At 71.1% G+C, this 2,864-nt stretch carries 4 protein-coding genes; all 4 read left to right on the top strand.

The genetic code is table 11. The features are described from left to right. The first annotated feature begins 439 nt into the window (after positions 1-439). On the top strand, positions 440-937 hold the full coding sequence (gene rimP, locus EF903_RS31205; RefSeq protein ID WP_125548336.1) for a ribosome maturation factor RimP: 498 nt from the start codon (positions 440-442) through the stop codon (positions 935-937). 2 nt (positions 938-939) lie between these two features. Next, positions 940-1,950 carry a transcription termination factor NusA gene (nusA, locus tag EF903_RS31200; protein WP_125548335.1) on the top strand — a complete coding sequence of 337 codons (1,011 nt, stop codon included), beginning with the start codon at positions 940-942 and terminating at the stop codon, positions 1,948-1,950. Between the two features lie 118 nt (positions 1,951-2,068). Further along, positions 2,069-2,356, top strand: a complete 288-nt coding sequence (locus tag EF903_RS31195; RefSeq protein ID WP_125548334.1) for a YlxR family protein — start codon at positions 2,069-2,071, stop codon at positions 2,354-2,356. A 149-nt stretch (positions 2,357-2,505) separates the two neighbouring features. Beyond that, the coding region (locus tag EF903_RS31190) for a translation initiation factor IF-2 N-terminal domain-containing protein (protein WP_185902925.1) at positions 2,506-2,864 on the top strand (359 nt) is incomplete at its 3' end.

The following is a 2,864-nucleotide window of genomic DNA, read 5'->3' as shown; positions in this document are numbered from 1 at the left end:
GGCCACGCCAGCGCCCCCGCGTGCGCGGCGACGGCCGAGCGCAGCGGGGCGAGGCGGCCGGCCAGTGCGGGATGGGCGGCGGCGGTCGCGTCGTAACGTTCCAGCAGCCGTTCGCTGTCCCGAACAGCCGATGCGCGCATCCGCCGTTCGAGTGCAACACCGCTCGGCGGGGCCGGCGGGCGGGAGCCGCCGGAGCACCCGCCGGCCAGTGCCGCGCCGGCGGTGGCGGCCGCGCCGGCGAGCAGGCTCCTGCGCGAGGGTCCGGGGGGAGGGGTCCAGGGCACGGCGACGTCCTCGGGGGTGGGGAAGGGCAGGGTGTGATCACGGTACTAGGGGGCTTGTCCACAGGGCGGACGGCAACACCCTCCGCGACCGGATACCCTTTGGTCTGACACGCGACGTAACCCACAACAGCACACGCGGCCGAGGAGTCACCCGGATGAGCACCACCCAGAGCGACAGGCTGCGCGGATTGCTGGAGCCGCTCGTCGCCGCCAGGGGCCTTGATCTCGAGGACATCGAGCTGTCGAAGGCCGGCAAGCGCCGGATGCTGCGCATCATCGTGGATTCCGACGAGGGCGTGGAACTGGACGCGTGTGCCGAGCTGAGCCGCGAGGTCTCCGACAGGCTGGACGAGACCGACGCGATGGGCGAGGGCGAGTACGTCCTGGAGGTGAGCTCGCCGGGCGCGGACCGCCCGCTGACCGAGCACCGCCACTACGTCCGGGCGATCGGCCGCCTGGTGAAGTTCCAGCTGTCCGAGGGCGGGGAACTGATCGCCCGCATTCTCGACGTCGACGACGAGGGCATGGACCTCGAGGTCCCCGGTGTGAAGGGCCGCAAGGCGACCGCGCGCCGCATCGCGTTCGCCGACGTCGCAAGGGCGCGTGTCGAGATCGAGTTCAACCGCAAGGACAAGAAGGAAGAGGAGGCGTAGCCGTGGACATCGACATGAGTGCCCTGCGGGGTCTGGTCCGGGAGAAGGAGATCTCCTTCGACCTGCTCGTCGAGGCGATCGAGTCGGCCCTCCTCATCGCGTACCACCGCACCGAGGGCAGCTTCCGCCGGGCGCGCGTGGAGCTGGACCGCACCAATGGGCACGTCGTCGTGTGGGCGACGGAGGACCCGCGGGACCTGGAGGAGGGGCAGGAGCCCAAGGAGTTCGACGACACGCCGTCGGACTTCGGGCGGATCGCCGCGACGACCGCCAAGCAGGTGATCCTGCAGCGTCTGCGCGACGCGGAGGACGACCTGACGTTCGGCGAGTTCGCCGGCCGCGAGGGCGACGTCATGACGGGCGTCGTGCAGCAGGGCAAGGACCCCAAGAACGTCCTCGTCGACATCGGCAAGCTGGAGGCCATCCTGCCGGTGCAGGAGCAGGTCCCCGGCGAGGAGTACCCGCACGGGCTGCGCCTGAAGGCGTACGTCGTCCGCGTGGCGAAGGGCGTGCGCGGCCCGTCCGTGACCCTGTCGCGGACCCACCCCAACCTGGTGAAGAAGCTCTTCGCGCTGGAGGTCCCGGAGATCGCGGACGGCAGCGTCGAGATCGCGGCGATCGCCCGCGAGGCCGGCCACCGCACGAAGATCGCCGTGCGGTCGACGCGCTCGGGCCTCAACCCGAAGGGCGCCTGCATCGGCCCGATGGGCGCCCGCGTGCGCAACGTCATGGCCGAGCTGCACGGCGAGAAGATCGACATCGTCGACTGGTCGGACGACCCGGCGGAGATGGTGGCGAACGCCCTGTCACCCGCTCGGGTGAGCAAGGTCGAGGTCGTCGACTGGGACTCGCGCTCCGCGCGGGTGACCGTCCCCGACTACCAGCTGTCGCTCGCCATCGGCAAGGAGGGCCAGAACGCCCGCCTCGCCGCGCGGCTGACCGGCTGGCGCATCGACATCCGCCCCGACACGGAGGCGTCCCCGGACGCCGACCGGGGCCGGGGCGGGGAATAAAACCGCTACCCGCTGGCGCTGCCCTGCGGGTACACAGTTCAAGACAGCAGATCGCGACAACGTCCGTTCGATTTTGCGCCCGAAGGGGTGAGGTCGGTACGGGGAGGTAGACTTAGGCGTGTCTGGCCGGACGCAAGCCCGCGCATGCCCCGAACGCACCTGTGTGGGGTGTCGGGCGCGAGCGGCCAAGAGCGAACTGCTGCGGATCGTGGCGGTCGGGGACGCATGCGTTCCCGATCCTCGCGGTACGCTGCCCGGCCGGGGTGCCTACGTGCACCCCGCCGCGGTCTGCGTCGACAAGGCGGTCCGCCGCAGGGCGTTCCCCCGGGCCCTCAGGTCCCCGGGAGCGCTCGACACGGCCGGACTGAGCGACGCCGTGGCCGCCGTGGCCGCGGCGACACCGTAAGAAGTAGTACGGCACGGACACCCCGTGCGGTCAGGTACCTCGCGAGTTGGAAGTAGGTCGAGATTGCGATGAGCACTCGATGAGTACGCGATGAGTACGCCCATGAAGTAGCGACGGTCCGGCGCAAACCCGGACCTAAAAGGAGCGAAGTGGCTAAGGTCCGGGTATACGAACTCGCCAAGGAGTTCGGTGTGGAGAGCAAGGTCGTCATGGCCAAGCTCCAGGAACTCGGTGAGTTCGTCCGTTCGGCGTCCTCGACGATCGAGGCGCCGGTTGTGCGCAAGTTGACCGACGCACTGCAGGGGCCCGGCGGCAACGCCGGCAAGTCCGCTGCCAAGCCGGGAGCGCCCCGCAAGGCCGCCCCCGCCAAGCCCGGGGTTCCGACCCCCGGCGCCATTGCACGTCCCGCCGCCCCGAAGCCCGGCGCCCCGGCCCCCAAGCCGGCCGCAGCCGAGGCTCCGGCAGCGCCGGCCCCCGTGACGCCGGCCTCTCCCGGCCCGCGTCCCGG

Origin of the sequence: Streptomyces sp. WAC05292 (assembly GCF_003949955.1) — a bacterium.
Taxonomy (GTDB): domain Bacteria; phylum Actinomycetota; class Actinomycetes; order Streptomycetales; family Streptomycetaceae; genus Streptomyces; species Streptomyces globosus.
The sequence above is the reverse complement of the archived record's forward strand: the minus strand, read 5'-3'. Positions and strand labels throughout refer to the sequence as shown.

Excerpts from the sequence above, each read along its gene's own strand:
- rimP (WP_125548336.1), top strand. The coding sequence starts at position 440 with ATGAGCACCACCCAGAGCGACAGGCTGCGCGGATTGCTGGAGCCGCTC.